General features: G+C 67.9%; 19 protein-coding genes. 18 read left to right on the top strand and 1 reads right to left on the bottom strand.

Annotated features, from left to right (window positions below; genetic code table 11):
* Positions 1-413: 413 nt before the first annotated feature.
* From glpD to glpK, 3 genes are all read left to right on the top strand, one after another.
* Positions 414-1901, top strand: a complete 1488-nt coding sequence (gene glpD / locus BMY69_RS18930; protein ID WP_090181219.1) for a glycerol-3-phosphate dehydrogenase — start codon at positions 414-416, stop codon at positions 1899-1901.
* Positions 1902-1973: 72 nt separating this feature from the next.
* Positions 1974-2678: an MIP/aquaporin family protein gene (locus tag BMY69_RS18925; RefSeq protein ID WP_090181217.1), complete on the top strand. Its 705-nt coding sequence runs from the start codon at positions 1974-1976 to the stop codon at positions 2676-2678.
* A gap of 17 nt (positions 2679-2695) precedes the next feature.
* Entirely contained in the window at positions 2696-4204 is a 1509-nt protein-coding gene (gene glpK / locus BMY69_RS18920; RefSeq protein ID WP_090055483.1) for a glycerol kinase GlpK, read from the top strand.
* A 173-nt stretch (positions 4205-4377) separates the two neighbouring features.
* Here the strand turns inward: glpK and BMY69_RS18915 are convergent, their stop codons facing one another.
* Complete coding sequence (locus tag BMY69_RS18915; RefSeq protein WP_090055480.1) at positions 4378-5313, bottom strand: carbohydrate kinase family protein; 936 nt, start codon at positions 5311-5313, stop codon at positions 4378-4380.
* Between the two features lie 269 nt (positions 5314-5582).
* Here BMY69_RS18915 and BMY69_RS18910 point away from each other — a divergent pair, with 269 nt between their 5' ends.
* The 15 genes from BMY69_RS18910 (at position 5583) to lpdA (ending at position 24409) form a co-directional block, all read left to right on the top strand.
* On the top strand, positions 5583-6629 hold the full coding sequence (locus BMY69_RS18910; RefSeq protein WP_072322142.1) for a rod shape-determining protein: 1047 nt from the start codon (positions 5583-5585) through the stop codon (positions 6627-6629).
* Between the two features lie 38 nt (positions 6630-6667).
* Positions 6668-7678, top strand: a complete 1011-nt coding sequence (gene mreC, locus BMY69_RS18905) for a rod shape-determining protein MreC (protein WP_090181212.1) — start codon at positions 6668-6670, stop codon at positions 7676-7678.
* A complete protein-coding gene (gene mreD, locus BMY69_RS18900; RefSeq protein ID WP_090055474.1) occupies positions 7675-8166 on the top strand; it encodes a rod shape-determining protein MreD in 492 nt (163 codons plus the stop codon). Before mreC ends, mreD begins: the two co-directional genes overlap by 4 nt.
* The gene (gene mrdA, locus BMY69_RS18895) at positions 8163-10166 is read left to right on the top strand and encodes a penicillin-binding protein 2 (RefSeq protein WP_090181209.1); all 2004 of its coding nucleotides are present in this window, start codon (positions 8163-8165) and stop codon (positions 10164-10166) included. Before mreD ends, mrdA begins: the two co-directional genes overlap by 4 nt.
* Positions 10167-10168: 2 nt before the next feature.
* The gene (gene rodA, locus BMY69_RS18890; protein ID WP_090181206.1) at positions 10169-11284 is read left to right on the top strand and encodes a rod shape-determining protein RodA; all 1116 of its coding nucleotides are present in this window, start codon (positions 10169-10171) and stop codon (positions 11282-11284) included.
* A 139-nt stretch (positions 11285-11423) separates the two neighbouring features.
* On the top strand, positions 11424-12389 hold the full coding sequence (mltB, locus tag BMY69_RS18885; RefSeq protein ID WP_090181222.1) for a lytic murein transglycosylase B: 966 nt from the start codon (positions 11424-11426) through the stop codon (positions 12387-12389).
* 119 nt (positions 12390-12508) lie between these two features.
* The gene (locus BMY69_RS19955; RefSeq protein ID WP_255364618.1) at positions 12509-13720 is read left to right on the top strand and encodes a septal ring lytic transglycosylase RlpA family protein; all 1212 of its coding nucleotides are present in this window, start codon (positions 12509-12511) and stop codon (positions 13718-13720) included.
* A 37-nt stretch (positions 13721-13757) separates the two neighbouring features.
* Positions 13758-14981 (top strand): D-alanyl-D-alanine carboxypeptidase family protein, encoded by a 1224-nt coding sequence (locus tag BMY69_RS18870; RefSeq protein WP_090181204.1) that lies wholly within the window; start codon positions 13758-13760, stop codon positions 14979-14981.
* Between the two features lie 13 nt (positions 14982-14994).
* On the top strand, positions 14995-15285 hold the full coding sequence (locus BMY69_RS18865; protein ID WP_090055462.1) for a DUF493 family protein: 291 nt from the start codon (positions 14995-14997) through the stop codon (positions 15283-15285).
* 197 nt (positions 15286-15482) lie between these two features.
* Positions 15483-16151, top strand: a complete 669-nt coding sequence (lipB, locus tag BMY69_RS18860) for a lipoyl(octanoyl) transferase LipB (protein ID WP_090181200.1) — start codon at positions 15483-15485, stop codon at positions 16149-16151.
* 15 nt (positions 16152-16166) lie between these two features.
* Complete coding sequence (lipA, locus tag BMY69_RS18855) at positions 16167-17165, top strand: lipoyl synthase (RefSeq protein WP_090055458.1); 999 nt, start codon at positions 16167-16169, stop codon at positions 17163-17165.
* Between the two features lie 31 nt (positions 17166-17196).
* Entirely contained in the window at positions 17197-19533 is a 2337-nt protein-coding gene (locus BMY69_RS18850; RefSeq protein WP_090181198.1) for a carboxy terminal-processing peptidase, read from the top strand.
* A 224-nt stretch (positions 19534-19757) separates the two neighbouring features.
* Entirely contained in the window at positions 19758-20600 is an 843-nt protein-coding gene (locus BMY69_RS18845) for a mechanosensitive ion channel family protein (protein ID WP_090181195.1), read from the top strand.
* 301 nt (positions 20601-20901) lie between these two features.
* Positions 20902-22593 carry a dihydrolipoyllysine-residue acetyltransferase gene (aceF, locus tag BMY69_RS18840; protein WP_090181192.1) on the top strand — a complete coding sequence of 564 codons (1692 nt, stop codon included), beginning with the start codon at positions 20902-20904 and terminating at the stop codon, positions 22591-22593.
* 13 nt (positions 22594-22606) lie between these two features.
* On the top strand, positions 22607-24409 hold the full coding sequence (lpdA, locus tag BMY69_RS18835; protein ID WP_090181191.1) for a dihydrolipoyl dehydrogenase: 1803 nt from the start codon (positions 22607-22609) through the stop codon (positions 24407-24409).
* The last annotated feature ends 261 nt before the right edge of the window (positions 24410-24670 follow it).

The following is a 24670-nucleotide window of genomic DNA, read 5'->3' as shown; positions in this document are numbered from 1 at the left end:
GGGCCCGCTACCGAAGGGTGGGAGCCGATCGCATCGGCGATGGGTGCTCGCGGCGGCGGCCCGGTTCTGCCCTGCATGAAGGGCGGCCGGAGCGGCTGCACCGGCACGTTGCCCGCTGCCGCGGGATCGCCGATACGATCGGCTCCCCACCAGAGTCGCCCGGCTCTCACCCTGGGTGGGAGCCGATCGCATCGGCGATGGGTGCTCGCACGGACACGGCTTCGCTGCACCGCAGCGTGCGATGTTCGTTTGTGTTCGAATATGCTCGTTTACCAACAGGCGGTGCCTGACAGCGCGTAAGAAATGTTCGAATGCGCAAGGATTCACGCGCGAGTTCCACCCAAACGAACGTACCCGGGCGTAGGGTCTTTCTCACGGTTGCCGGCGCCGCCTCCCGAATGACGGAGCGTGCGATGGTCGAGCAGGTCGATGTTCTGGTGGTGGGTGGTGGCGTCAATGGCGTCGGTATCGCGCGTGACGCGGCGGGCCGTGGCCTCAGCGTCTGGCTCTGCGAGCGCGACGACCTCGCGTCCCACACCTCCAGCGCGAGCACGAAACTGATCCACGGTGGGCTGCGCTACCTCGAGCAGTTCGAATTCGCCCTCGTCGGCAAGGCGCTGGCCGAGCGCGAGGTGCTCCTGCGCGCGGCCCCGCACATCATCTGGCCGCTGCGCTTCGTACTCCCCCACCAGCCGCACCTGCGCCCCGCGTGGATGATCCGCATCGGCCTGTTCCTCTACGACCATCTCGGCCGCGGACGGCGCACGCTGCCCGGCTCGCGGCGCGTCCGCTTCGGCAAGCACGTCACCGGCGAGCCGCTGCGCGACGAGTTCACGCAGGGCTTCGTGTACTCCGACGCGTGGGTGCAGGACGCGCGCCTTGTCGTGCTCAACGCGATGGACGCGGCGCGCCGCGGCGTCCGCGTCGAGACCCACACGCGCTGCGTCAGCGCGCGCCGCGACGGCGAAGGCTGGACCGCCGAGCTCGAGAGTCGCGACGGCAGTCGTCACTTCATCCGGGCGCGCGCGCTCGTCAATGCCGCCGGCCCCTGGGCGGCGACGTTCCTTGACGACGTGGCGCACGTGCCGCATCAGCACTCGCTGCGCCTGATCAAGGGCAGTCACATCGTGGTGCCGAAGATCTTCGATCACCGCTATGCGTACATCTTCCAGCAGCCCGACCGCCGCATCGTCTTCGCCATTCCGTACGAGCGCGATTTCACGCTTGTCGGCACGACCGACATCGAATACAAGGACGACCCGTCGCGCCCCGTCATCACCGACGAGGAGACGCGTTACCTGTGCGATGCCGCCAACCGCTACTTCAAGAAGCAGCTGGCGCCCGCCGACGTCGTCTGGAGCTATAGCGGTGTGCGCCCGCTGCTTCAGGACGAATCCGGCAACGCCTCGGAAGTCACGCGCGACTACCAGCTCGACATCGACGCCAACGGCCCGCCGCTGCTGAACGTCTTCGGCGGCAAGCTGACCACCTTCCGCAAGCTGTCGGAGGAGGCCGTGGACAAGCTCGCGCCGCTGCTCGGCAACACGCAGCCGGCGTGGACGGCCGATGCGCCGCCGCTGCCCGGTGGCGGCGAACGCGACATCGACGAACTGCAGGCGGACATCCGCGCCTCGCGTCCCTGGCTGCCCGATGCCTTCGCCTGGCGTCTCGTGCACAGCTACGGCACGCGCGCCCGCGACCTGCTGGGCGAAGCCGATGGTCTGCACGCGCTTGGCGAGCATTTCGGTGCCGATCTCTACCAGGCCGAGGTCGATTACCTCGTCCGCCACGAATGGGCGACGGAGGCCGAGGACATCCTCTGGCGCCGGAGCAAGCTGGGCCTGCGCGTCACGCCGGCCGACGTGCGGCGCCTTTCCGATTACCTGTCCACGAAGCGCTGAACGCTCGCGGCCACCCCCAGCGCGCGCCGGACTGCTGACCGTCGCGCGTCCCCAAGATAAGGAGTACTCAGCATGTCGGTGTACCTGAGTGAGTTCCTCGGAACGATGGTGATGATCCTGCTCGGCGACGGCGTCGTCGCCGGCGTGCTGCTGAAGGATTCGAAGGCGAAGGATGCGGGCTGGAGCGTCATCACGTGGGCGTGGGGCCTCGCCGTGCTCATGGGCATCTTCGTCGCCGCGAAGAGCGGCGCCCACATGAACCCCGCGATCACGCTCGCGATGGCGTCCATCGGCAAGCTGTCGTGGACGCTGGTGCCGGGCTACATCGCCGCCCAGATGGCCGGTGCGTTCACCGGCGCGGTGCTCGTGTACTTCGCCTACCTCGCGCACTGGAAGGGCACGCAGGATGCGACTGCGAAGCTCGGCATCTTCTGCACCATCCCGGCCATCCGTTCCATTCCGGCGAACCTCGTCACCGAGATCATCGGAACGTTCGTCCTCGTCTACTGCGTGCTGGCCATCGGCAGCAACGATCTCTCGAAGGGTCTCGCCCCGATCGCCGTCGCGCTGCTCGTGGTCGTGATCGGCATGGGTCTCGGCGGCCCCACCGGTTACGCCATCAATCCCGCGCGCGACTTCGGGCCGCGCGTCGCCCACGCCATCCTGCCCATCCCCGGCAAGGGTGGTTCCGACTTCGCCTACGCACCCGTGCCGATCGTCGGCTCGATCATCGGCGCACTGCTTGCCGCCTTCGCCTATACCGCCTTCGCGGCGTGAACCCAAGGACCCGCATCGTGACCACGAAGAAGAAATACATCCTCGCCATCGACCAGGGCACCACCAGCTCGCGCACCATTCTTTTCGACCACGACGGCAACATCGCCGGCACCGCGCAGCGCGAGTTCCCGCAGATCTTCCCGCAGCCGGGCTGGGTGGAGCACAACCCGCGCGAGATCATGACCAGCGTGCTGTCGACGATGACCGAAGTCATCAGCAGCTCACAGATCGACGCGTCGTGCATCGAAGGCATCGGCATCACCAACCAGCGCGAGACGGCCGTGGTGTGGGATCGCCACACGGGGCAGCCCATCTACAACGCCATCGTCTGGCAGTCGCGCCAGACGGCGGAGATCTGCGACAAGCTCAAGGCCGACGGCTTCGAGGACATGGTCCGCGAGAAGACGGGCCTGCTGATCGACGCCTACTTCGCCGGCACGAAGGTGCGCTGGATCCTCGACCATGTCGAAGGCGCGCAGGAGAAAGCCGAAGCCGGCGACCTGCTGTTCGGCACGATCGATACCTGGCTGATCTGGAACCTCACCGGCGGCAAGGTGCACGTCACCGACTACACCAACGCCTCGCGCACGCTCATGTACGACATCTTCAAACGCGAATGGGACGACGAGCTGTTGAAGATGCTCAACGTGCCGCGCGCGATGCTGCCGGAGGTGAAGTCCTCGAGCGAGGTCTACGGCAACACGCTGGCGAAGCATTTCTTCGGCCGCGAAGTGCCGATCGCCGGCATCGCGGGCGACCAGCAGGCCGCGCTGTTCGGTCAGGCATGCTTCGAGGAAGGCCTGGCGAAGAACACCTACGGCACCGGCTGTTTCATGCTGATGAACACCGGCGAGAAGGCGGTACGTTCCAAGAACGGTCTGCTCACCACCATCGCGTGGGGCGTCGACGGCAAGGTGGAATACGCCCTCGAGGGCAGCATCTTCGTGGCGGGCTCGGTCATCCAGTGGCTTCGCGACGGCCTGCGCATGCTAGGCAAGGCGTCGGACTCGCAGGCGTACGCGGAGCGCGCGAAGGACAACGACGGCGTCTACTTCGTGCCCGCGTTCGTCGGTCTGGGCGCACCGTACTGGAAGAGCGACGTGCGCGGTGCCGTCTTCGGCCTTTCGCGCGGCACGACGAAGGAACAGTTCATCCGCGCGGCGCTCGAATCGATGGCTTACCAGACGCGCGACGTGCTCGAGGCCATGCAGTCCGACTCCGGCATCCAGCTCAAGGAACTGCGCGCCGATGGCGGCGCGATCGCCAACGACTTCATGGCGCAGTTCCAGGCCGACATCCTCGACGTCACGCTGTTGCGTCCGAAGGTGCAGGAAACCACGGCGCAGGGCGCGGCGTATCTCGCCGGTCTCGCCGTCGGCTTCTGGAAGGACAAGAAGGACATCGCCACGCGCTGGGCGGTGGATCGCGAGTTCAAGCCGGAGATGACGAAAGAACGCCGCGACGATCTCTACGACGGCTGGAAGCAGGCCGTGAACGCGACCATGGGCTTCAAGCCACGCAACTAAAGAGCATCGCCGATGCGATCGGCTCCCACCCTCTGGTAGGTCGGCCTTCGCAAGCATGGCTACCGAAGGGTGGGAGCCGATCGTATCGGCGATCACGACGAAGCGAACCGCACAACCGAAAAGGGGCGGCGCATCGCTGCGCCGCCCCTTTTGCCTTCAGGCTCTTCGACCGATCAACCGATCGCGTAGCCGAACTGTTCCTCGAACGCTTCCGCGAACTGCGCGTACGTGAAGTACTGGTTCTGCGTGCCCGGATGCTCGACCTTCAGCGCGCCCATCAGCGACGCCATGTTGCCGACCGTCTTCCAGTCGTAGCCCTTCATGATGCCGAAGATCAGGCCGGCGCGGTACGCGTCGCCGCAACCCGTCGGATCGACGACCTGGCGCTCGCGCGCCGGTCCGATCTCGATCGTCTCGCCATCGGCGTGGATCTGCGAGCCGCGCGGTCCGAGCGTCACGATGTACGCCTTCACCTTCGACGCGATCGTCTTCGCGTCCCAGCCGGTGCGCTGCTGCAGCAGCTGCGATTCGTAATCGTTGACGATCACGTACGTCGACTTCTCGATCATCGAGCGGAACTCGTCGCCGTTGAACAGCGGCATCGCCTGGCCCGGATCGAAGATGAAGGGCACGCCACGCGCGGCGAACTCGTCCACGTGCTGCAGCATCGCCTCGCGGCCATCCGGCGCCACGATGCCGAACTGGTAATCGGGAATGTCGCGCACGTGGTTGTCGTGCGCGTTCGACATCGCGCCCGGGTGGAACGCGGTGATCTGGTTGTTGTCCAGGTCGGTCGTGATGAAGCACTGCGGGGTGAACATGTCGTCGTACTGACGCACGCCCTCGAGGCGGATGCCGTGCTTCTCCATGTGCGCGCGGTACGGACCGAAGTCCTGGCCCACCGTCGCGACCGGCATCGGGTCGCCGCCGAGCAGCTTCAGGTTGTACGCGATGTTGCCCGCGCAACCACCGAACTCGCGACGCATGCCGGGAACGAGGAACGACACGTTGAGGATGTGCACCTGGTCCGGAATGATGTGGTTCTTGAACTGGTCCTGGAACACCATGATGGTGTCGTAGGCGAGCGATCCGCAGATAACGGCAGTCATGCGTCGGTGACCCTGGAAGTAGTGGTGGGACGACCCGGGCGGGCCGCCGCAAACGCCGCCCGCGTGGGGTCCGGCAAACCTGCGAATCCTACCCAAAAAAGGGCCGCGAGGCGACCATCCGGAGGCATCGCGTGCCCGGAGCAGGGCGCTCTGCCGCACGCATCATCCGGACTTACAAGGCTTTCTTAACGTATCCGCCCTTGCGTGGGAGGGGTGGCCAATCTAGACTCGCACGCTTACTTTTTCCCGCTACGGGCGCCCGCCGCACCATGTTTAAGAAGTTCCGCGGACTTTTCTCGAACGACATCTCCATCGATCTCGGCACGGCGAATACGCTCATTTATGTGCGCGGTCAGGGCATCGTCCTGAACGAGCCGTCGGTGGTGGCGATCCGCCAGGACCGCGGCCCGGGTGGCCCCCGTGCCGTGGCGGCCGTCGGTGGCGACGCCAAGCGCATGCTCGGCCGCACGCCGGGCAACATCGCCACGGTGCGTCCGATGAAGGACGGCGTCATCGCCGACTTCACCATGACCGAGGCGATGCTCCAGCATTTCATCAAGCAGGTGCACCGCTCGCGCATGCTGCGCCCGAGCCCGCGCGTGCTGGTCTGCGTGCCCTGCGGCTCCACCCAGGTGGAGCGCCGCGCGATCAAGGAATCGGCCGAAGGCGCCGGTGCCCGCGACGTCTTCCTCATCGAGGAGCCGATGGCGGCCGCGATCGGCGCCGGCATCCCGGTGCACGAGGCCCGCGGCTCCATGGTGCTGGACATCGGCGGCGGCACCTCGGAAGTGGCGGTGATCTCGCTCAACGGCATCGTCTACTCGCAGTCCGTGCGCGTGGGCGGCGACCGCTTCGACGAGGCCATCATCAATTACGTGCGCCGCAACCACGGCACGCTGATCGGCGAATCCACCGCCGAGCGCATCAAGCTGGAAATCGGCTGCGCCTTCCCGCAGAGCGAAGTCCGCGAGATCGAGATCTCAGGCCGCAACCTCGCCGAGGGCGTGCCGCGCATGTTCACGATCAACTCCAACGAGGTGCTGGAAGCCCTGCACGAGCCGCTCTCCGGCATCGTGGCGGCGGTCAAGGCGGCGCTGGAGCAGACCCCGCCGGAGCTCTGCTCCGACGTGGCCGAGCGCGGCATCGTGCTCACCGGTGGCGGCGCGCTGCTGCGCGACCTGGATCGCCTGATCTCCGAGGAAACCGGCCTGCACGTGCAGGTCGCCGACGATCCGCTCACCTGCGTGGCGCGCGGCGGCGGCAAGGCCCTGGAGATGATCGACCAGCACGGCAGCGACTTCTTCGCGTTCGAATGATGACGGCGCGCAGCGGCGCTATGGCCGGAGCGCGCTGAATGGCCCTGAATCGCGACGACAAGTCGCCCCTGTTCGCACCGGGCGTGGCGGGAACGCTGCGCCTGATCGTGTACCTCGCGCTCGCCTGCGTGCTCATGGTGCTCGATCATCGTGGCGGCTGGCTGGCCAACGTCCGCTACGGTCTCTCGCTCGTGGTCGAACCCGTGTACCGGATCGCCGGACTGCCCTCGCAGGGCTTCCAGGCGGCGACGGTGGCGTTCGCCGACCGCCAGCGCCTCACCGAGCAGAACCAGCGCCTGCGTGAAGATCTCCTGCTCGCCAACGCCAAGCTCAACCGCATGGCGTCCGTGGCCGAGCAGAACACGCGCCTGAAGGAACTGCTGGATACCCAGCACAGCCTGTCGCTGAACGTGCAGCTCGCACGGCTCATCGGCGTGGACCTCGGTACGTTCCGCCACCGGATCGTGCTCAACGTCGGCGCGCGCGACAAGGTGCAGCCGGGGCAGGTCGTGATCGACGCCCGCGGTGTCATGGGCCAGATCGTGGACGTCATGCCCACCACCTCCGTCGCGATGCTGATCACCGATCCGAACCACGCCATTCCCGTGACCATCGAACGCACCGGCCTGCGCACCATCGCCTATGGCTCGCGCGCGGGCGACCTGCTGACGCTGCCGAACATTCCCGTGTCCGCCGACGTGCAGGTGGGCGACAAGCTCGTCACCTCCGGTCTCGGCGGACGCTTCCCGCCCGGCTTCCCCGTGGGCGAGATCCGCGATGTGGCGCAGACCGCGTCGGGCACCTTCCTCTCCGCGCAGGCGAAGCCGGCCGCGGACCTCGACCGCAGCGAGGACGTCCTGCTGCTGCACGATCTGGCGGAATCCGCCGGTCCGCCGCCGCCCGCGCCCAACGTCGGGCCGCCGTCCGACATGAAGCCCGATCCGAACGCGCCGCCGGCGCCGACGCTGCCGGCGGTCACCTCGCCGACGGCCACGCCGCTGCCCGCGCGTGCCGCCACGGCCGGCTCGCCGGCGGGGAGCACGCCATGAACCGCGTCCGCGTCCGCCAGCTCTGGTTCGCCGCCACGCTGCTGATCTCGCTGTTCCTGATGCTGATCCCGCTGCCGGGTCCGCTCACGCCGTTCAAGCCGTACTGGCCGGCGCTCATCCTGCTCTACTGGTGCCTGCAGTCGGGCGACCGTGTGACGCTCGGGCTCGCGTTCTGCCTCGGCGTCGCGGCCGATCTCTTCGATGGCGTGCTGCTCGGCGAACAGGCGCTGCGCCTCACCGCGATGGTGTTCATCGCGCTGCGTTTCCGCTCGCGCCTGCGCTTCTTCCCGATGTGGCAGCAGTCGCTCGCGGTGCTCGGGTTCCTGGTGAACGATCGCATCCTGTTGTTGCTCGTGCGCGTGTTCGGCGGCGATCCGCTGCCGCCGGCCGAGTACTGGATCTCGCCGCTGGTCGGCGCGGCGCTGTGGCCGTTCGTGTTCCTGATCCTCGACGACCTGCGCGCGCGTCTGCGCATCCACGACGCATGAAGCGCCGGCGCGCCTCGATCAAGGAAACGCGCGGCGAAGTCGCGCTGTTCCGCCGTCGCGCGCTGGCCGGCTTCGCGCTGATCCTGCTCGGCCTCAGCGCCGTGTGCGTGCGCTACGTCTACCTGCAGGTGCTGCACCACGAGGAATTCGTGGCGCGCTCGGACCAGAACCGGGTCAAGCCGCGCGCGATCCCGCCGGCGCGCGGCCTCATCTACGACCGCAACGGCGTGCTGCTGGCCGACAACGTGCCAGCGTTCCGCCTGGAAGTGACGCCCGAGCAGGTCGACGACATGGATGCCATGCTCGGCAAGCTCGGCGCCGTGGTGCCGATCAGCGACGACGACATCGCCACGTTCAAGAAGCAGGTGAAACAGGGCCGGCGCTTCGAAGGCATCCCGCTGCGCCTGAAACTGACGGAAGACGAGATCGGCCGCTTCGCCGTGAACCGCTGGCGCTTCCCCGGCGTCGACGTCGTGCCGTACCTCACGCGTCGCTATCCGCTCGGCCCTTCCATGGCGCACGTCATCGGTTACGTCAGCCGCATCGACGCCGACGACCTCGACCGCATGGACGACGACGAGGAGGCCAGCTACAAGGGCACCACGCACATCGGCCGCATCGGCATCGAGCGTTCGTACGAGAAGTTGCTGCACGGCTCGCCCGGCTACGAGCTGGTGGAAGTGAACGCCGACGGCCGCACGCAGGCCGTGCTCGACACCACGCCGCCCACGCCCGGCAAGAACGTGTACCTCAGCATCGACGTGCGCCTGCAGAAGGCGGCGGAGCAGGCCATGGCGGGCAGGGCGGGCGCGGCGATCGCCATCGATCCGCGCAACGGCGAGGTGCTCGCGTTCGTCAGCGTGCCGGACTTCGATCCCAACCTCTTCGTCAACGGCATCAGTTCCGCCGACTACAAGGCGCTGACCACGGCACCGGACAAGCCGCTGTACAACCGCGCCCTGCGCGGCGTGTACCCGCCGGGTTCCACCGTGAAGCCGTTCCTCGCGCTCGGCGGCCTCTCGATGGGCATCCGCCGTCCGAGCGACACCGTGCTGTCCACGGGCGAGTTCTGCATCCCGGGCCAGTCGCGCTGTTACCGCGACGACAAGCGCGGCGGCGACGGCACGGTGAACATGATCCGCGCCATCGAGCTGTCGACGAACACCTATTTCTACCGCCTCGCGCTCGACATGGGCATCGACCGGCTCGCGACCTGGATGGGCGGCCTGGGCTTCGGCAAGAAGACCGGCATCGACCTCGTCGGCGAAGTCGAGGGCATCCTGCCGTCGCGCGAGTGGAAGGCCACGCGGAGCAAGTCCGGGTGGTATCCCGGCGAGACCATCATCGCGGGCATCGGCCAGGGCTACTGGGCCGTGACGCCGCTGCAGCTGGCGCACGCCACCGCCACGTTCGCCGGCCGCGGCATCCCGTACACGCCGCATCTCCTGCTCGACACGCAGGACGGCGTGGACAGCCCGCGCGTGCACCAGCCGTTCCCGCCGAGTGGCCCCTCCGTGATCCGCAAGGCCTCCGACTGGGACGCCGTGAACGAGGGCATGGAAGCGGTGATCAACTCCGGCAAGGGCACCGGCAAGGCGCTGCGTTTCGGATTTCCGTACATCATCGCGGGCAAGAGCGGCACCGCCGAACGCTTCTCGCGCAAGACCGACGCGTACGACACGAACAAGAACACCGCGTACCTCGCCAGTCGCCACCGCGCGCTCTTCATCGCCTACACGCCCGCCGACGATCCGAAGATCGCCGTCGCGGTGGTGCTCGAGGCGGGCGCCTGGGGCGCGGCGGATTCCGGTCCCATCGCCCGCAAGATCCTCGATCAGTGGGTGGTGGACGAGGGCGGCCCGCGGCCGGTCGACCCCGCGCCGGGCCAGGTCGTGACGGCCGACGCCGATCCGGCGGACGCGACGGAGGACGAACCCGAGCCGCCGGCCGCGCCGGCCAGCGCGGGTGCGCCGCCGCAGGACGATGGAGAGGACCAGTAACGATGTTCCCGCAACTCGCCCTCCGTCTGAAACGCTTCGGCCTGCGCCTGCTCTCCAAGCCGCGCCTCGACATTCCGCTGCTGCTCGCGCTGTTCGTGCTCGCGATCGTGGGCCTGTCCAACCTCTACAGCGCGGGCAACGGCAACGATTCGCTGGTGATCGGCCAGGCCGCGCGCTTCGTGCTCGGCGGCGTGCTGCTGCTCGTCATTTCGCGCATCCCGCCGCCGGTGCTGCGCTCGTGGACGCCGTGGCTCTACCTCGGCAGCACCGCGCTGCTGGTGGTCGTCGCGATCCTCGGCGAAGGGCGTGGCGCGTACCGCTGGCTCGACCTGGGGGTCATGCGCTTCCAGCCGTCGGAACTGCTGAAGCTGACCATGCCCATGATGGTCGCGTGGTACCTGCATCCGCGGCAGCTGCCGCCGGGCTGGAAGGACATCGCCGTCGTCGGCCTCCTGATCGCCGTGCCCGCGGGGCTCATCGCCGAGCAGCCCGATCTCGGGACCGCGCTGCTCGTCGCGGGCGCGGGCGCGTTCGCGCTGTTCCTCTCGGGCATGGCGTGGTGGCGGATCGGCCTGCTCGGCGGCGCCGTGGGCGCCGTGATCCCGGTGGCGTGGCAGTTTCTCCACGAATACCAGCGCAACCGCGTGCGCACGCTGCTCGATCCCGAATCCGACCCGCTGGGCAAGGGCTGGCACATCATCCAGTCGAAGATCGCGGTGGGCTCCGGCGGCGCGTTCGGCAAGGGCTGGCAGCACGGCACCCAGTCGCGCCTGGAGTTCCTGCCGGAACACACCACCGACTTCGCGTTCGCCGTGTTCTCCGAGGAATTCGGGCTGATCGGCGTGATCCTCATCATGCTGCTCTACGCCTTCATCATCGGCCGCTGCCTGTGGATCGCGATGAACGCGCGCGACACGTATTCGCGCCTGCTCGCGGGCGCCATCGGCATGAGTTTCTTCGTGTACGTGGCCGTGAACGGCGGCATGGTCGCGGGCATCCTGCCCGTCGTGGGCGTGCCGATGCCGCTGCTCAGCTACGGCGGCACCTCCGCGGTCTCGCTGCTCACGGGCTTCGGCGTGCTGATGTCCATCCACGCGAATCGCAAGCTGCACGACTGACGATCCGCCTCAGCCTGAACATTCGCCGAAGACGGCCCCGGCCGCGCCACGACAGCGTGATACGCTTCCTTGCATGGATGAAGTTCTCGCCGCGCGCCGCGCCCGCCCCGCACGACACCTCCCGCGCCTCGCCGGCGCGATGCTCGCCTTCCCCCTGCTGTTCACCTCGGCCGCCATGGCCGAAACCCATCCGGGCCAGGAACAGCTCGTCCGCGAAGTCGCGAAGGACACCGGCAAGAGCAAGGCCTCGCTGAATTCGCTGCTCGATGGCGCGAAGAAGCAGCAGGCCATCCTCGACGCCATCAGCCGGCCCGCGGAAGGCAAGCCCTGGCGCGATTACCGTCCGATCTTTCTCACGGAACAGCGTATCCAGGCCGGCGCGGACTTCTATCGCGAACATCGCCAGTTGCTCGACGGCATCGGCCGCACGTACGGCGTGCCGCCCGAATACATCGTCGCCATCGTCGGCGTGGAAACCTTCTATGGCCGCAACACCGGCAAGTGGAAGGTGATCGACGCGCTGACGACGCTCGCGTTCTATTACCCGAAGCGCGCGCCGTTCTTCCGCGAACAGCTGAAGGTGCTGCTCGAGCTGCCGCAGAACCACCTCGGCGGTCCGCTCGACACGCTCACCGGCTCGTACGCCGGCGCGCAGGGCTGGGGCCAGTTCATGCCCTCGTCGATCCGAGATTGGGGCGTCGACTACGACCACGACGGCCGTATCGACATGAAGGGCTCGATGGGCGACATCTTCGCCAGCGTCGCGAACTACTTCAAGGAACACGGCTGGGAAACCGGCGGTCCCGTCGCCACGCGCGCGCAGCCGGACCGTCGCGCCGTCGCGCCCGCCGTGCCGAAGGACTGGCGCCCGGTCGCGCCCGTCGAGGCCTTCGTCGCCGATGGCTTCGCGCCGCTGAAGCACGTCAATCCCGGTCGCGACGCGCAGCTCGTCCGCCTGGATGGCCCCACCGGCGACGAATACTGGTTCACGTTCCAGAACTTCTACGTCATCACCACCTACAACCGCAGCCCGATGTACGCCATGGCCGTCGACCAGCTGGCGCACGAGATCCGCGCCCGCGTGAACGGACCGGCCCCGCGATGAACACCCATTCGCGCGCGAGCGCGCTTCCCACGGGAAGCCCGTGCGTCGCGTCACGCCCCCTACCGAAGGGGTGGGAGCCGATCGTATCGGCGATGGGTGCCCGCCGTATCGCATCGGTCATGCTCATCGCACTCCTGCTCGGCCTCCTCACCGCCTGCGGTGGGGGCAAGAACACGCGCCCCGCATCGCGCGGCGGCAGCACATCGTCCCCCTCGCGCGGCGGCTACGACGACATCCGCAAGTCGCAGCGCTCGCGCTACCGCTCCAACGCGGACAGCGTGCCGACCGACGCGCCCGACGTCAGCAAGCTTCCCGAGCCCGTGCCGAAGGTCGAGCCCCGCGCGCTGTACGGCAACAAGTCGCCGTACTCCGTGCTCGGCCAGACGTACACCGTGCTGCCGAGCTCGCGCGGCTACGTCGAGCGCGGCATCGCGTCGTTCTACGGCAACAAGTTCCACGGCTACAAGACCTCGAGCCTCGAGGAATACGACATGTACCAGTTCTCGGCCGCGCACAAGACGCTGCCGCTGCCGAGCTACGCGCGTGTCACCAACCTCGAGACCGGCAAGAGCGTCATCGTCCGCATCAACGATCGCGGCCCGTTCCACGAAAACCGCATCATCGACCTCTCGTTCGCCGCCGCCGTGAAGATCGGCGTCTGGCCGAAGGGCACCGGGCTCGTGGAAGTGCGCGCGATCGATCCGTCCGACCCCGGCAGCGACCGCGGCGCGCCCTACGTGAACACGGCACCGAAGCCCGCCCCCGTCAGCGCGCCGCCGCCGCCCGCGCGGGTCGCGAGCGGCACGCCGGTGGGCGCCCGCACCGTCGCCACGCCCGAGCGCGCCGTGAGTCGGCCGCCGTCCGATGCCATCGCGGCCCCCGTGGGCAGCGCCCCGGTCGCGGCGGCCCCGAGCGCGCGTCCCGCCGCCGCCGATCCGGAAGCCGACGATCACGTCCCCGGCATGACCGGCATCTCGCCCGCCGAAGCGCTGCCGCCGCTCGCCAGCGCCGGCAACGGCGTCGCGTCCGCGCCGGCCGGCAAGCCGGCCTCCCAGGCCGCCCCGCGTCCCACGATCACGGCCCCCGTCGCGGGCAAGCCCAGCATCTACCTCCAGGTCGGTGCCTTCTCCGACGCGGTCAACGCGAACCGCGTGGCCGACCGACTGAACCAGGCCGGCCTCGGCCCGGTCAGTGTGGTGGAGGCCACCATCGGTGGCCGCAGCGTGCGCCGGGTCCGCGTGGGCCCGCTGGCCGACGTGGACACCGCCGACCGGGTGACCGACCAGATCGCCGGCATGGGCCTGCCAAGGCCCTCCGTCGCGGTAGACTGACCTCCTTTTTTGTTGCTTTGACTGGACCGCTGAAACGATGAAGCTCTTCCCTCGCTCCCTGTTCGCTTTCGCCGCCGCCGCGCTCGTCGCGGGCGTGACCGTGGCGCAGCAGACGCCTCCGCGTCCCGCCCCCGTGCCGCGCCCCGTGGTGCCCGAGGCACCGGTGCCGCCGCCGCCGGACGTCGAAGGCAAGAGCTGGGTGCTGATGGACTACAACACCGGGCAGATCATCGCGTCGAAGGAGCCCGACCTCCAGGTCGAGCCGGCCTCGATCACCAAGGTGATGACCGACTACGTCGTCTCCGCCGAGATCGGCAACGGCAAGATCCACATGACCGATCCGGTCACCATCAGCGAGAACGCGTGGCGCGGCGGCGGTGCGGGCACCGACGGCTCCACCAGCTTCCTGAAGCTCAACAGCCAGGTGCCGCTGAAGGATCTGCTCTACGGCATGATCATCCAGTCGGGCAACGACGCCGCCATCGCGCTCGCCGAGCACACGGCGGGCTCGGAGCCGGCCTTCGCCAACCTGATGAACGCGTACGCCAAGCAGTTGGGCATGACGCGCTCGCAGTTCCAGAACGCGTCGGGCTATCCGGTCGCCAACCACTACACGACCGCCCGCGACATCGCGGTCCTGTCGCGCGCGCTGATCCACGACTTCCCTGAGGACTACGCGATCTCGGCGGTGAAGGAATTCGAGTGGAACGGTATCAAGCAGCACAACCGTAACCTGCTGCTGTGGCGCGACAACACCGTCGACGGCATCAAGACCGGCCACACCGCCGCCGCCGGCTACTGCCTCGCCGCCTCGGCGAAGCAGGGCGACGCGCGCATGATCGCCATCATCATGGGCGCCGGCAGCGAGAAGGGCCGCGCCGACGCCGCGCTGGCGCTGCTCAACTACGGTTTCCGCTTCTACGAATCGCACAAGCTCTACGAGGCCAACAAGCCGCTGGCCACGCCGAAGCTGTGGAAGGGCGCGGAGAACACCCTCCCGCTCGGCCTGACGGAAGACGCCATGGTCTCGGTCAAGCGCGGCGACTACGACAAGCTCAAGGCCAACCTCGACATCCCGACGACCCTGATCGCCCCGTTCAAGAAGGGCCAGCAGGTCGGCACGCTGCGCGTGACCCTCGACGACCAGCCGGTGTTCACCGCGCCGCTCGTCGCCCTGGCCGACGCGCCGGAAGGCGGCTTCTTCTCGCGCCTGTGGGACACGATCATGCTGTGGTTCCACAGCGACGGCGACAAGAAGTAAGAGGATTACGCTCATGCGCGAGATCGACTTCAGCGAAGCGCAGAAGGACGGCAAGGGCTTCCAGTTCCCGGGCGAGTTCGAGATCACCGCGATCGGCAACGCCAACGCGGGACTCGAGAAGCACGTGCCGTTCCTGCTCCATGGCATCGGTCTGGAGGTGCTCCACGAGACCCTGTCGACCAAGCTCACCCCGGCCGGCAACTACCAGTCGGTCACCGTGAGCTTCGTCGCGCCGACCCGCGAGAAATACCTCGAGGCGCACAGCACCCTGCGCGCCGACGCGAACATCCGTTTCACCATGTAGCCGTCCGGCCCCCGTAGGAGCGCGCCCTGCGCGCGACATCTTTTCGCGAGAAGCCGCAGGGCCTGCGGCTCACGGCCCCAGAAGATGTCGCGCGCAAGGCGCGCTCCTACGGACCCCGGCGTCGAGCGGATCACGTCGGTCTTGTATCGTGGGCCCCACGCCCACAACTCCCCGACATCCCCCACGACCGCACCGCCATGACCCTCCCCCTCAACGTCCGCCGGCTGGGGCGCGTCCCCTACGAAGCCAGCTGGAAGGCCATGAGCGCCTTCACCGACAACCGCACCGACGACACCGTCGACGAGCTGTGGCTGCTGGAGCACGATCCCGTCTTCACCCTCGGCCAGGCCGGTCTCGACGAGCACGTGCTCTTCGCCGGCGACATCCCGGTGGTGCGCGTGGACCGCGGCGGGCAGGTCACCTACCACGGGCCCGGCCAGATCGTGGCCTACCCGATGATCGACCTGCGGCGCACCGGGGTGGGCGTGCGCGAGCTGGTCAACCGGATCGAGCAGGCCCTGATCGACACCCTCGGCGAGTGGAATATCGGCGCGGAGCGCCGCGAGGGCGCCCCCGGCGTCTACGTCGCGGACGCCAAGGTCGCGGCCCTCGGCCTGCGCATCCGGCGGGGCTGCAGCTTCCACGGCCTGGCCTTCAACGTGGACATGGACCTCGAGCCCTACCACCGCATCAATCCCTGCGGCTACAAGGGTTTGGAAGTCACCCAGGTGGTAGACTTGGGCGGTCCGTCGCGACTGGCAGACGTGGAAGACGTCCTGGTTCAGGAATTCTGCAAGCAATTCGGCTTCCACGCCGTGCCCGCCGATCCCATTCTCCCCGAACTCCCCGCGCGCCTTGCGGTCTGAGGCTTCACAGACGTTATGACCCAGACTTCCGCCACCCCCCTTCGCAGCATCCCGATCGCCGTGGTCGACAAGCCCGGCGAGAAGATGCTCGGCAACGACAAGATCGGGCTCAACCGCGCGAGCTTCGACAGCACGCAGCCGGCGTTGCGCAAGCCCGGCTGGATCCGCGTGCGCCTGCCGCAGGGCAACGCGGTGCAGGAGCTCAAGGCCCGCCTGCGCGAGAACTCGCTCGTCACCGTGTGCGAAGAGGCCTCGTGCCCGAACATCCACGAGTGCTTCTCCAAGGGCACCGCCACCTTCATGATCCTCGGCGAGGTCTGCACCCGCCGCTGCTCGTTCTGCGACGTGGCCCACGGCCGCCCGCTGGCGCCGGATCCGCTGGAGCCGGCGCGCCTGGCCGAGACCATCCGCGACATGCGCCTGCGCTACGTGGTGATCACCTCGGTTGATCGCGACGATCTGCGCGACGGCGGCGCCGAGCATTTCGCCTCGTGCATCCGCGCGGTGCGCCACGCCAGCCCGGACATCCGCATCGAGATCCTCACCCCGGATTTCCGCGGCAAGGGCCGCATGGAGCGCGCGCTGGACGTCCTCAAGGATTTCCCGCCGGACGTCTTCAACCACAACCTGGAAACGGTCCCGCACCTGTACCGCGAGGTTCGTCCGGGCGCCGACTACCAGTGGTCGCTGGATCTGCTCAAGCGCTTCAAGGCCCAGCACCCGACGGTCCCGACCAAGTCCGGCATCATGCTCGGCCTCGGCGAGACCCTCGAGCAGGTCCTGGAGACCATGCGCGATCTACGCGCCCATGACGTCGACATGATCACCATCGGCCAGTACCTGCAGCCGACGGCGCATCACCACCCGGTGGTCCGTTACTGGACGCCGGACGAATTCGAGGCGCTGCGCGTCGCAGGCGAGGAGATGGGCTTCTCCCATGTCGCTTCCGGCCCGTTGGTGCGATCCTCCTACCATGCCGACCTGATGGCCCACGCCGCCGGCGTCGTCGAATAAACACGCTCCATCGCACTGAGGCTTCGATTACATGACTCTTCGCCCCGCGATCGCTCTCCTGCTGGCCCTCACGGCCGCGGGCGCCAACGCCCAGAACGCCGCGCCCGCGCCGATGCAGAAGCCGGGAGCGACCGAGCCCGCGACGAAGACGGCACCCGCGCCGCAGCCGAAGGACGCCTCGGAAGCCGCGACCTCGCCCGAGCCGCAGCGCAAGGAGTCCAGCCTGCCGCTGAAGCCCACCGCCGCCGAGGCGCAGGCCTCGCAGCTGTCGGCGCGTTTCCTCACGCGCTTCCACTACCAGGCCCAGCCGCTCGACGACGCCATGTCGGCCAAGATCTACAAGGCCTACATCGAGTCGCTCGACAGCGAGAAGGTGTTCTTCACGCAGGAAGACCTCGCGAAGTTCGAACCGCTGAAGACGCAGTTCGACGACGCCATCTGGAACCAGGACCTCACCGGCCCGTTCTCGGTGTTCAACCTGTACATCACGCGCGCGGTCGACCGCATGAACTACGCGCGCGGCCTGCTCAAGCAGGGCTTCGACTTCAGCGGCAACGAGAGCTTCAACTTCGACCGCAAGAAGGCCGCCGCGCCGAAGAACCAGGCCGAGCTCGACGACGTGTGGCGCAAGCGCACGATGAACGACTGGCTGCGCCTGAAGCTCGCCGGCAAGAACGACGACGAGATCCGGAAGACGCTCGACAAGCGCTACGCCACCTACATCACGCGCGTGCGCCAGCTCGACGACGAAGACGCGACGCAGGCGTTCATGACCGCGTACGCGAATTCCACCGACCCGCACACCGACTACCTCGGCCCCCGCGCCGCCGACACCTTCGACATCGCCATGCGCCTGTCGCTGGAAGGCATCGGCGCGGTGCTGCAGGCGCGCGACGACTACACCACCATCCGCGAGCTCGTGCCCGGCGGCCCGGCCATCAAGTCCGGCAAGATGAAGCCCGGCGACCGCATCGTCGCGATCGGCCAGGGCGAGACCGGCCCGATGGTCGACGTCGTCGGCTGGCGCCAGGACGACGTGGTCAAGCTCATCCGCGGCAAGAAGGACACCACCGTCCGCATCGAGATCCTCCCGGCCGACGCCGGCGTGGACGGCAAGCACGAGATCGTGACGCTCGTCCGCAAGAAGGTCACGATGGAAGAGCAGGCCGCCAAGTCGAAGGTCATCGACGTCAAGGACGGCGACGTCACGCGCAAGATCGGCGTGATCGAACTGCCCACGTTCTACCAGGATTTCGGCGCGCGCCGTAACGGCGACGCCAACTTCAAGAGCGCCACCCGCGACGTCTCCAAGCTGCTCACCGAACTGAAGGCGCAGAAGGTCGAAGGCGTCATCATGGACCTGCGCAACAACGGCGGCGGTTCGCTCAACGAAGCCACCGAACTCACCGGCCTGTTCATCGACACCGGCCCGGTGGTGCAGGTGCGCGACGCGCGCGGCCAGATCGACGCGCAGGGCGACGACGCCCCGGGCATGGCGTGGGATGGCCCGATGGCGGTCATGGTCAATCGCGGCTCCGCCTCGGCGTCCGAGATCTTCGCCGCCGCCATCCAGGATTACGGCCGCGGCATCATCATCGGCGAGCCCACCTTCGGCAAGGGCACCGTGCAGAACCTGGTCGACCTCGACCGGTTCGGCAAGGCGACCACCGGCGAGGACGCCAAGTACGGCGAGCTCAAGATGACGATCGCGGAGTTCATCCGCATCAACGGCGACAGCACGCAGCTGCGTGGCGTCACGCCGGACATCCAGTTCCCGCAGAACGGCGACGCGAAGGAATTCGGCGAGTCGACCTACGACAACGCGTTGCCGTGGCGTCACATCGACCCGGCCGACTACAAGCCGGTGGCCGACCTCAAGCCCATCATCGGACCGCTCAACCAGAAGCACCAGGCGCGCGTCGCCACGTCGCCGGCCTGGAAGCTGATGCTCGACGAGCTGAAGCAGTACCAGACGCTGCGCGACAAGACGGACATCTCGCTGAACTTCGCGGCTCGCCAGGCGGAGCGCAAGCAGTACGAGGCCATCCAGACCGATTTCCGCAACCGCCGCAAGGCGATCTTCGGCGGCGACGGCAGCCCGGGCGACACCGACGATGCGGCCACGTCCGACGACGGCCTCAACGCGAACGAGCGCAGCATCAAGTCCGAGATCAAGCAGGAAGCCGACGCCAAGAAGGCGAAGGACACGCCGCTCGACGAGGCCGCCCACATCGTCGGCGACGAGGTGGCGTTGATCAAGGCGGACCCGAAGGTCGCCTCCGTCGTGCTGCCCTATGGCGGCCGCAAGATCGACGCACCGCAGACGGCCCAGGTGCCCCCGAAACCGGCACCCGCCAGCAACCCGTAAGACGAAAAGGCGCCGAAAGGCGCCTTTTTTTTTAGCCTGACCCGGTAGGAGCGCGCCCTGCGCGCGACATCTTTTGAGGCCGCGAGCACCAGGCCCTGCCGCTCTTCGCAAAAAGCTGTCGCGCGCAAGGCGCGCTCCTACATGGGATACGTGGCTCCCGACCACCCGTTCACTCATTCCCTGCTAGCCTCGACGCGCTTTTCCCAACGCTCAAAGGCAGGGCCATGACCGATTTCCTCGATCGCCTCGGCGTCGATCACGCCATGCGCGTGCTGATCATCACCTACTCGATCCGCATCGGCCTCGCGCTGCTGCTTCTCTTCGTCGGCTTCTGGATCGCCGCGCGCCTCGCCAACTTCGGTCGCCGCGCGCTCGAACGCGCACGCGTCGACGTCACGCTCGCCGGCTTCCTGCGCAACATCATCTACGGCATCCTCATCGCACTGCTGCTGATCCAGGTGCTCGGGATGGCGGGCGTGCCCACCGCCTCGTTCATCGCCGCGATCGGCGCCGCCGGCCTCGCCATCGGTCTCGCCCTCAACAGCTCGCTTTCGAACCTCGCATGGGGCGTCCTGCTGATCCTCTTCCGTCCATTCCGCGTCGGCGATTACGTCACGGTCGGCGGCGTGGACGGCACGGTGGAAAGCGTCAACCTGATGCACACGTACCTGATCACGCCCGACAACCGCCAGGCGGTCGTGCCGAACGCGAAGGTCGGTGGCGACGCGATCATCAACTACAACGTCCGCGGTACGCGCCGTTTCGAGCTCAAGGTGGGCATCGGCTACGGCGACGACATCGGCAAGGCCATGCAGGTGGTGCGCGACCTCTTCGCCGCCGACCCGCGCATCCTCAAGGATCCCGCGCCGGGCGTCTGGACCGAAGCCCTGGGCGACTCCAGCGTCAATCTCGTCATCCGCGGCTGGACCACCACCGGCGACATGTGGGAAACGCAGACCACGCTGCTCCGGGGCATCAAGGAGCGCTTCGACGAGAACGGCATCACCATCCCGTACCCGCAGAGCGAGATCCGCGTGGTGGGAAATCCCCTGCAACCCCCGAAGTAGCACCCGCCCTGTAGGAGCGCGCCCTGCGCGCGACATATGTTGGGGCCGTGAGCCACAGGCCCTGGTGCGCTTCGCGAAGAGATGTCGCGCGCAGGGCGCGCTCCTACAGGATCGGGAGTCACGAGCTGGCGGGTTGGCTCAGCAGCCCCGTCCCACCCAAACAACCGTTTGAATCGAGGAAAAACGGGACCCGCCAGCCTCCCGAGGGATTACAATCGACCGGTTGCGCCGCAGCATGGCGCGCTCCCATCCCCCGCCCGCGGGTCCGTCCGCCCGCATGCGTCTGTTTTCAGGAGGTTCCATGGCCGACGTCAAAGAAGCCCTCGTCCCCGATATCGGTGGCAAACCCGTCCCCGTCATCGAAATCATGGTCAAGGTCGGCGATCGCGTCGAAAAGGACCAGAGCCTGGTCACGCTCGAGTCCGACAAGGCCACCATGGAAGTGCCGGCGCCGTTCGCCGGCGTCATCAAGGAACTGAAGGTCAAGGTCGGCGACGAAGTCGACGAAGGCGCCGTGATCGCGCTGGTCGAAGCCGAGGGCGACGCCCCGGCCGCCGCCGCGCCGAAGGCCGAAGCACCCAAGGCCGAGACCCCGAAGGCCGCGGCACCCGCGCCGGCTCCGGCCGCCGCCAAGGCGCCGTCGGCGTCGAAGTCGTCCGGCCCGGTCGAGGTCAAGGTGCCCGACATCGGCGGCAAGCCCGTGCCGATCATCGAGATCATGGTCAAGGCCGGCGATCGCGTCGAGAAGGACCAGAGCCTCATGACGCTCGAGTCCGACAAGGCCACGATGGATATCCCGGCGCCCGCCGCGGGCGTCATCAAGGAACTGAAGGTCAAGGTCGGCGACGAGGTCAACGACGACGATGTCATCGCGATCCTGGAAGGCGAGGGCGCTGCCGACGACACGCAGCCTGCGCCGTCCACGGACAAGCCCGGTATCTCGGAAGCCCCGGCCGAGGCGCCGCAGCGCGTCGCCGCCGCGGCACCGGCGCCGTCGAAGACCGCGGAAGCACCGGCCGGCGGCGCGCCGCGCACGCCGCCGGTGTCGTTCGACGCCAGCACGATCATGCCGGAGAACGCCCCCTACGCCAGCCCGGCCGTGCGCGCCTTCGCGCGCGAGCTCGGCGTCGACGTCGCCCAGGTCAAGGGCAGCGGTCGCGGCGGTCGCATCCAGCGCGACGACGTCGCCGCCTACGTGAAGCAGGTGATGACCTCCGCCGGCTCGCCGGCCAAGGGCGGTGCCGTCGCCGGCGGCAACGGCCTCAGCCTGCTGCCGTGGCCGAAGGTCGACTTCTCGAAGTTCGGCGAGATCGAAGAGCGCCCGCTGGGCCGCATCCCGAAGATCTCCGCTGCGAACCTCGCCCGCAACTGGGCCATGATCCCGCACGTCACGCAGTTCGAGGACGCGGACATCACCGAACTCGAAGCCTTCCGCAAGAAGCTCGGCGAAGAGAACAAGGATCTGAAGGTCACCCCGCTGGTCTTCCAGATCAAGGCGGTGGTCGCGGCGCTGAAGAAATTCCCCACCTTCAACGCGTCGCTCGACGCGGCGGGTGAAGTGCTGACGCTGAAGAAGTACTACAACATCGGCATCGCCGTGGACACGCCGGACGGCCTCGTCGTGCCGGTGATCCGCGACGCCGACAAGAAGGGCCTGCTCGAGCTCGCCGCCGAACTGGGCGAGATCTCGAAGAAGGCGCGCGACAAGAAGCTCACCGCCGCCGACATGTCGGGCGGCTGCTTCTCGATCTCCTCGCTCGGCGGCATCGGCGGCACGGCGTTCACGCCGATCGTCAACGCGCCGGAAGTCGCGATCCTCGGCGTGTCGAAGGCCGCGATGAAGCCCGTGTGGAACGGCAAGGAATTCGCGCCGCGCCTGATGCTGCCGCTGTCGCTGTCGTACGACCACCGCGTCATCGACGGCGCGCTCGCCGCGCGCTTCGCCGTGTACCTGGCCCAGCAGCTCGGCGACATCCGTCGCCTGTTGCTCTGACGGAGGCACGCACATGGCTAACACGATCGAACTGAAGGTTCCCGATCTCGGCGGCTCGCACGATGTGCCGGTCATCGAGATCCTGGTGAAGGTCGGCGACACCGTCGCCAAGGACCAGAGCCTGGTCACGCTGGAATCCGACAAGGCCACGATGGACGTGCCCGCCTCGCAGGGCGGCCGGATCGTCGAGATCAAGGTCAAGATCGGCGACGAACTCAACGACGGCAGCGTCATCGCGCTGATCGAGGCCGAAGGCGCCGACGCGCCGGTGGCGGAGAAGGTCGTCGGCCAGTCCGTCACGAAGGACGCGCCGCCGCCGGCCGCGCCGTCGCCCGCTCCGGCGCCGCCGAAGCCGGCCACGCCGGTCGCCGCACCGAAGGCGGGCAGCGACAGTGGCCGCAAGGCCGATATCGAATGCGACCTCGTCGTGCTCGGCTCGGGCCCGGGTGGCTACACGGCCGCGTTCCGCGGCGCGGACATCGGCCTCGACACCGTGCTCGTCGAGCGCTACGCGTCGCTCGGCGGCGTCTGCCTCAACGTGGGCTGCATCCCATCGAAGGCGCTGCTGCACGCCGCGGCCGTCATCGACGAAGCCGCGCACATGGAAGCGCACGGCATCACGTTCGGCGCGCCGTCCATCGACCTCGACAAGCTGCGTTCCTTCAAGGAGAAGGTGGTCGGCAAGCTCACCGGCGGCCTCGCGCAGATGGCCAAGGCCCGCAAGGTCCGCACCGTCACGGGCGTGGGCGCGTTCGTCTCGCCGTACGAGATGGAAGTCCAGACGGCCGAAGGCACGAAGCTCATCCGCTTCAGGAACGCGGTGATCGCGGCCGGTTCGCAGTCGGTCAAGCTGCCGTCGTTCCCGTGGGACGACGAGCGCGTCATCGACTCCACCGGCGCGCTCGAACTGCGCGACGTGCCGAAGAAGCTGCTCGTCGTCGGCGGCGGCATCATCGGCCTGGAAATGGCCACCGTCTACGCGGGCCTCGGTTCCGAGGTCACCGTCGTCGAACTCGCCGACCAGCTGATCCCCGGCGCGGACGCCGACCTGATCAAGCCGCTGCAGCAGCGCATCGCCAAGCGGTACAAGGGCATCCACCTCAAGACGAAGGTGGTCGAGGCGAAGGCGACCAAGAAGGGCATCGAGGTCACGTTCGAAGGCGAGAGCATCCCGGACACGAAGCTCTTCGATCGCGTGCTCGTCTCCGTCGGCCGCTCGCCGAACGGCGCCAAGGTCGGCGCGGACAAGGCCGGCGTGGAAGTCACCGATCGCGGCTTCATCCCGGTCGACCGGCAGATGCGCACCAACGTGCCGCACATCTTCGCCATCGGCGACCTCGTCGGCCAGCCGATGCTGGCGCACAAGGCCACGCACGAAGCCAAGGTGGCCGCCGAAGCCGCCGCGGGACAGAAGAGCTTCTTCGACGCGCGCGTCATCCCGTCGGTCGCGTACACCGATCCGGAAATCGCCTGGGTCGGCGTCACCGAGCGCGAAGCGAAGGAGAAGGGCCTGAAGGTCGGCGTCGGCAAGTTCCCCTGGGCGGCTTCCGGTCGCGCCATCGGCATCGACCGCACCGAAGGCTTCACCAAGCTCATCTTCGACGAGGAAACCCACCGCATCGTCGGCGCCGGCATCGTCGGCCCGCACGCGGGCGACCTCATCTCGGAACTCGCGCTCGCCATCGAAATGGGCGCCGAAGCCGGCGACATCGGCCGCACCGTCCACCCGCACCCCACGCTCGGCGAGTCCGTCGGCATGGCGGCCGAGGTGTACGAGGGCACGATCACCGATCTGTACATTTCGAAGAAGAAATAAGACATCCGCGCAGGGCGCGCTCCTCCCGTAGGAGCGCGCCTGTAGTGTCCGGGTATTTCTGGACCACCGAGTAGGAGCAAAATCTCCTGCGAGGTGATCCATGGGATACAAGAAGATTTCGTCGGCTCTGAAGGCCGAAGCGGTCCGACTGGTGGTCGAGGCGGGGCATTCCCCGCCTGAAGCGGCCCGGATGATGGGTATTGGCCCGACGGCGCTGCGTCGTTGGGTCGAGCAATATCGGGAACGACAGGCCGCCATGCC

The organism is Luteibacter sp. UNC138MFCol5.1, assembly GCF_900110505.1.
Taxonomy (GTDB): domain Bacteria; phylum Pseudomonadota; class Gammaproteobacteria; order Xanthomonadales; family Rhodanobacteraceae; genus Luteibacter.
The sequence above is the reverse complement of the archived record's forward strand: the minus strand, read 5'-3'. Positions and strand labels throughout refer to the sequence as shown.